Below are 6,449 nucleotides of genomic sequence, written 5' to 3' on the forward strand. Positions count from 1 at the left end.
GGTGAGGATGGTGGGTCGGGTGTTCTCGTGGTCGGGCCACTGCTCCGCCAGCACACGAAGTGCGGTGCTGCGCGCGCGCCCGTTGGTGTCGCTGCTGTCGGTGGCGGTGGTGAGGATGGTGGGTCGGGTGTTCTCGTGGTCGGGCCACTGCTCCGCCAGCACACGAAGTGCGGCGATGCGCGGACGCCCGTTGGTGTCGCTGCTGTCGGTGGTGGCGGTGAGGATGGTGGGTCGGGTGTTCTCGTGGTCGGGCCACTGCTCCGCCAGCACACGAAGTGCGGTGCTGCGCGCGCGCCCGTTGGTGTCGCTGCTGTCGGTGGCGGTGGTGAGGATGGTGGGTCGGGTGTCCTCGTGGTCGGGCCACCGCTCCGCCAGCACCTCCAGTGCGGCGTCGCGCACCGTCGGTTCGGGGTCGGTGGTGGCGGTGAGGATGGTGGGTCGGGTGTCCTCGTGGTCGGGCCACCGCTCCCCCAGCGTGTGGAGTGCGACGACGCGCACAGCCCAGTTGGGGTCGGTGGTGGCGGTGAGGATGGTTGGCTGGGTGTCCTCGTGGTTGGGCCACCGCTCCGCCAGCACCTGCACGGCCGTGCTACGCACCGTCGGGTCGGGGTCGGTGGTGGCGGTGAGGACGGTTGGCTGGGTGTCCTCGTGGTCGGCCCACCGCTCCCCCAACATGTCCAGGGCGCTGCCGCGTATCTGTGGGTCCCAGGGGATACCCACCAGGGACATTGCGTCGTGGACGGCGAGGCTCAAGGCCGCGGCAATTTGCCCGGGAATGGACGATCGCCATGAGGAGAGGGCGCTGGCGGCGTGGTACCAGCGCAGGTAGCGTCCGCGGCCGTTCCAGTAGCGGTCGAAGGTGCCCAGGGCCGGCAGTGCTTCGTCGACATTCAGGTACTGGTGACGGCGGCGCAGCGTGCTGGTGAGGGAGTCGATGACGGCGTCGCTCTGGGCGGCGACCGACAGGCGCGGATCGGTGGTGCCTGCCGTGGGGCTGATGTCCTTGAGCTCGGCGAGCACGCGGATGGCCAGCATCAGCATCGGCGCCCGCCCGAAGTCTGGGCTGCGGCGGTGTTGGTGGAGGAGGCGGGCGAGTAGGGCGGCGACGTCGCGTTGTTTGAGGTTGCCGGCGGTCAGGAGCAGGACCTCGTGCCAGGTGGGGTCCTTGGCGTGTTCGATCAGCAGGTCAACGAAGTCCTCGCGGGTCCATTCCTCTTCTGCTCGGCGGCGAAGGAGGTCGCGGGCGGCGAGGTGTTCGAGGAAGGTGCGGTGGACGAAGCCGTAGATGCCGCCGCCGTAGTGGGCGAGGAGGAAGTTGCGGGTGCGCAGATGGTCGACGAGGGTGTCGGCTGCGACGTCGGCGGCCGGGCGACTGATGTTGTGGTCGGTCAGGAAGGTACTGATGATGCCGGTGAGCTCATCGTGTCGGATGAAGGTGCCGGCGGGTCGGCCGGCGCCGTTCTGCATGTGCCGGGCGATGCGCTCCAGCAGCAGCAGACGCCGATCCACGTTCAGCCACTCCAGTGCGGCGGCCGCCTCCGCGCCGGCGGGGGAGGGGGGAGTGAGGAACTTGGCTTCCTTGTCCCACCGTTCGATCAGCACCTCCACCGCGTGGGCGTAGACCTCGCGCCGCTCACGCGGGATGGTCCTCCCCAGCCCCATGGACGCCAGGACGGTGAGCAGCAGGGGGTTGCCGGCGAGTCCGGCGACCGCGCGCACCTGGCGTACGGAATCCAGGAGGCGTTGGGTGCGCTGGCCGGCGAGGGCGGGCCTGGCGGGGTGGGCCGCGGTGTACCAGCGGCGCACGAACTCCTCGACCTGCCCGCGTTCCAGGTCTTGGAGGATCACCTGGGTGAAGCCGTTCGCGGTGAACTCGCCAGGCCGGTAGCCGTACTCGCGTGAGGTGACCACCGTGCGCACCTGGGGGTAGGCGGCGGTGAAGGCGGTGATCCGCCGGGCGGTGTCGGCCCGGACGGCGGGGTCGAAGACCTCGTCGAGACCGTCGAACAGCACCAGCACCCGGCCCTCGTCGAGCAGCTCCACCAGGGTCTGCCGGGGCAGCCGCATCCGCTCCTGGGTATGGATGTGTTCCAGGAAGTCCTCGAAGGTCCGCTCCCGCCAGCTCGTCGCGGCGTACTGCCGTAGCTCCACCACGACCGGCACTATCCCCGCCAGGCCCACCAGCTCCGACGGCATCTCCCGCAGACCACCGGCCAGTGCCAGGGCCAGGTACTGGAGCAGCGTGGACTTGCCCGCACCCGGATCCCCGAGCACCACCAGGCGCCGGCCTGCCTCACCCGCCAGCGCCTCCAGCACTGGCTGAGCCGCCTGCTCGACCTGCGCCCGGTGGGCCTCCCGAAGCCGGAACACCTCCGCCGCCTCCGTTCCCGGCGGCAGCTGCGCGTCGTCCAGTTCGCCGGCGGCCAGCAGGCGGCGCCATTCGCCCGGCACCTGGGCGGTGTAGGGGCGTGCGAGCTGCGGCATGAAGACCTGCCGCAGCTCGATCACAGCCTGCTCGCCCGCGCTGCCCGACGGCCCGAGGACGTCCAGGTTCAGCCGCCGGTAGACGCCCCGCACCCGCTCCCGGTACGCCTCCACCGCCGCGGACACCTGCTCGGCCCGCGCCTGCTCCAGCGCGGCGGTCTGCCGCCCGGCCGCGCCTCGCGCGGCGTCCCGCTCAGCCCGGGCGTCCTCCAGCAGGCCGTCCCAGTACGGGCGGTGCTTCCGCAGCCACCGCTGGTCCACCCGGCCGTCGGGCAGCAGGGCGTCCTCGCCCGCCCACGCCGACCACACCGCCACCACGGCCAGCAGTACTTCCGCCTCGTGCGGCACCCTCATCGACGTACTGCGCGCCGCGGCTGGCACCCAGGTGCTGATCCGCTGGCCACTGAAGCTGTCCGCTCCCGCCAGACCGGTGCGGCGCACCATCTTCTGCAGCTCCGCCTGCCCGCGGGGGAGCCCGGCGGCCCTGCGGGCGCCCACGGCTCGCTCCTGCAGATCCAGCAGTCCTCGGTGAAGGGCCTGCCGCTTCGGCCCCAACGCGTCCGCCGGCACCCGTTCCGCCTCTGTCATCGCCCCGCCCCTCGCCGTGCCCGCCCCACCCGCAGCGGGCACCCCAACCCCCGGCCATCCATCACCGCTGACCAGCAGCGTAGAGCCCACCACGCCCTCTGCGCCCGCAACTTCGGACACCTCGCACCCCCGGATGGAACCTTCGAAGCAACGCCGGGCCCGGCACCCGAGAACACGCCATCCAGCCGAAGGGGGAGCAGCACCATGAACGGCAACCACACCCACAAGCCCCGCCGCACCACCAGGCCCGGCCCCGCCACCACCACGGCGCCCGGCCCACTCGCCGGCACCCCTGAGGACCCTGCCCAGGCCCAGCCGGCCGGCCAGGCGCCGCAGGACGAGCGGACTCAGGATTCGCTGCTGCGCCAGGCCGGCCGCGCCGCCGTCCTCTCGCTCGCCGGGACCCCCGCACTGATCGTGGGCGCCGTCGTCGAACGGTGGCTCAGCACCCGCTGACACCAGCCTCCGAGGCGGGCGCCGGCAACTGAGGCCCGCCTCGGAGCGATGTCGCCCCCGTCGCCCCGTGGCGCGCAATGTCAGCGCCTGATGCGCGGACGTGGATCCCGGGGCCGGCCGCCGACGCGGCGAAGGCGGGCCTGGCCGCCCGGACCCCGCAGGCCGAGGAAGCCACCCGCCCGGACGCCCGCCCGTCCCGACCGGCACGCACCCGGCGGGCCCAACAGCGCGCACAGCAAGCTGGGCTGACGGCCCAGGGCCGACCGGCGCGCCGTCGATGCACGATCTCAACTGGCCGTCGGAGTCTCGGCTTCGGTTTGCCGGGCGCGCCGCTGCGCGCGTACTCCAGTGCCAGACCTGTCCGGGGCCGACCAGTCCGGCTCGTCGCCGGGGTCCTTTGTTGCCACCTTGGTCACCTGCAGCCCGGCGGCCCGGCCCCGGGTGTGCTGACTCGTATCGCACGTCAGCAACCGAACGTCGCGGCCGGCCAGGCCCTGGATGGCCACCGTCCGGTCGATGATCTCGACATCGGGGCGGTCCAGGCGTACGTGGCCGGGGGGATCGAGGACGATCTCCACGTTGACCCTGCCGCGGGTCTCGCCGTCCTGAACGGTGTGGTCCCCCTCATGCAGGACCCCGTGGATGCCGCCGTTGAGGACCCCGTCGAGGAGCCCGAGCGTGTGGGCGGCACGCCAGCGGGCCCGTTGCTTGCTGGCGTCCTTGAGGTCGTCCAGCTCGTCCACCACCACGATCGGGAACAGCAGGCGCACGAACTGCCAGCGCGGCACGTCGAGCACCTCGTGCAGGTCGACGTCGGCCAGCTTCACCTCGTTCTGGATGTAGAAGCTGGAGTCGGCCACGACGAACACCTCCCGCTGGCTCCACCGGCCGATCCGCGTATCCAGCGCGGTCACGGCCGCCTCGAAGGCCTCGATCCGTTCGGCGACCTCAAGTTGGACCAGGCCGTTCACGAGGCGCTGCTGGTCCGACCCGGCGAGCGTGCCGCAGCTGCCCAGCAGCGCCCGGTAGCGGTCAGTGAACACGAGCTGGTCGAGGTCCTGGTCGCTGACTTGGGAGCGCAGCATCCGCGCGGATTCCGTGGCCCACTCCAGATACTTCAGCAGCCCCTGGAAAGCGCTGCCGTACGGCCGCTGCAGGTTCATCGCCGAGGTGTGGACGCCGCTGAGGGCCTGCCGGATGTTCTTTCGGTCTGCGCCGGGGCGCGGTGTGATGAGCATGCGGTGATCCTGTCAGCGCGGCCCGCTGGTGCGCCTTGGATTTCCGATGTTGCGGCCCTCCAGCGACACGACCGCAGCACAGAGTTACTCGGATCTCTGCAGCCTCGTCGGCTCGGGGAACCGTTCCCCCGCCGGTGAGTGGGCGCCCGACGGGCGCAGTCCTCTCCTGCCAGCTCATCCAGGCCTGGCCCGCACCCGGCTCTCCCGTCAGGACGACGGGCCGCTGCGCCCGGGCGCGGGAGATCGCCGATCCCGACGCAGGAGATCCCGGGTCCGCCGAGACCTGGCCAGTCGACGTCCGTCCGCGGCCGGGTCGCGCCCTTTTGTGGCCTCGTAACGGAGGCGCGGATCCAGGGGTTGTTCGACGAACCTGCCGACGACGATGAGCGGCCCGGGCGCTCGGTCGGCCTGCCTCGTCCTCGGATACGAGGGTGCCCCGCTCGCCCCGCTGGTCGAGCAGAACCTGTCGGACGGACCTGGCTTCGCGAAACCCACCGCGACGCGCTGCTCGACCTGCGGGGAGCCAGGCAGGGCGAATGCTCCGGTCAGGAACTGCTCACAGCCCCAGGTCGTGGCCGGTCTCGGTGAGGTGGCGGCTCATGGCCTCGGCTGCGGCGTCGGGGTTGCCGGCAGCGACCGCGTCGAGGATCTCCCGGTGCGCGTCGATGGTCTCCTGGTGGCTGCTGCCGCGCTGCTCCCGGCCCAGGAAGCTGGTGCGGCGGGCGTCCAGCAGGACGCCGTTCATGGCCGCCAGGATGAAGGAGAGGACGTTGGAGTCGGCGAGGTCGGCGACGGCTTGGTGGAATGCCAGGTCGGCGGCGATGAAGGCGTCGCGGTCGCCGGTACGGTCGTGCATCGCGCTCAGTGCGCGTTCAGCCTCTTCTGGCGAGCCGTGTCCGGCTGCGATCCGGGAGGCCGCGCGGCGTGCGAGTTCACCTTCGATCACCCGGCGTGTGTCGATCAGGTCGCGCAGGTCCATGGAGTTCTGGTTGAGGCGGAACTCCAGGATCTGTTCCAGCACGGCGGGGGAGGGCACTGCGACCCGGGCCCGCTTCCCCTGGCTGGAGACCAGGACGCCCCTGGCCACGAGGGTCCGGATGGCCTCGCGGACCACCAGGCGGTTCACCCCGTGCCGTTCGGCGAGTTCGCCTTCCGCGGGGACCTCGTCACCGGCCTGGAGTTTCCGTTGCTTGATCTCTGCGATGATCTCCGGCACGATCTGGTCGCTCAGCGTGCCACGTCCGATGGTCATGCGGTCCGCCCCCTGTCCTTGCTGGGCCGGACTGCGGCGACGAGCCGCGGACTGCCGCCGTGCGAGGCCCGTCCCACCGGGAACACCCTACCGAGCATGCGCGAGCTCCCCATCCTGGTCCTGGGCGAGCACGACGATAGCACCCGCCCCTGGACCTGGCAGCATAGCTTCCAGGCCTGGGATGGGGCAGACGGTCCTGCGTATGGCGCACCGGCGTGCGAGGAACCGGGCAGGGCACCGGCCGGTGTCAGACAGTTCCGGCCCCGGGAACGGCCAGCGGCCCGGCCCTCCGTGGCAAGGGGCCGGGCCGGTGAGGGTGCGAGGACCTTCAGCTGGGCAGGCCGACGGCGCGCTCTCCGCTGCGGCGTTGCTGGACGACGACGGCGACGACGAGGAGGGCGCCCTGGGCGACGTTCTGCCAGAAGGCGTTG

At 71.8% G+C, this 6,449-nt stretch carries 4 protein-coding genes; 1 reads left to right on the forward strand and 3 read right to left on the reverse strand.

All coding sequences use genetic code 11. The features are described from left to right. The coding region (locus IE329_RS39410; RefSeq protein ID WP_190215883.1) for an NACHT domain-containing protein at positions 1 to 2,982 on the reverse strand (2,982 nt) is incomplete at its 3' end. 294 nt (positions 2,983 to 3,276) lie between these two features. Here IE329_RS39410 and IE329_RS39415 point away from each other — a divergent pair. Then, entirely contained in the window at positions 3,277 to 3,528 is a 252-nt protein-coding gene (locus IE329_RS39415) for a hypothetical protein (RefSeq protein WP_190215884.1), read from the forward strand. Between the two features lie 287 nt (positions 3,529 to 3,815). Here the strand turns inward: IE329_RS39415 and IE329_RS39420 are convergent, their stop codons facing one another. Together IE329_RS39420 and IE329_RS39425 are read right to left on the reverse strand one after the other, a co-directional pair. Further along, entirely contained in the window at positions 3,816 to 4,766 is a 951-nt protein-coding gene (locus IE329_RS39420; RefSeq protein ID WP_190215885.1) for a PIN domain-containing protein, read from the reverse strand. Between the two features lie 556 nt (positions 4,767 to 5,322). Next, positions 5,323 to 6,018, reverse strand: a complete 696-nt coding sequence (locus IE329_RS39425; protein WP_190215886.1) for a FadR/GntR family transcriptional regulator — start codon at positions 6,016 to 6,018, stop codon at positions 5,323 to 5,325. Positions 6,019 to 6,449: the final 431 nt, after the last annotated feature.

This window comes from Kitasatospora indigofera (assembly GCF_014655955.1).
Taxonomy (GTDB): Bacteria; Actinomycetota; Actinomycetes; order Streptomycetales; family Streptomycetaceae; genus Kitasatospora; species Kitasatospora indigofera.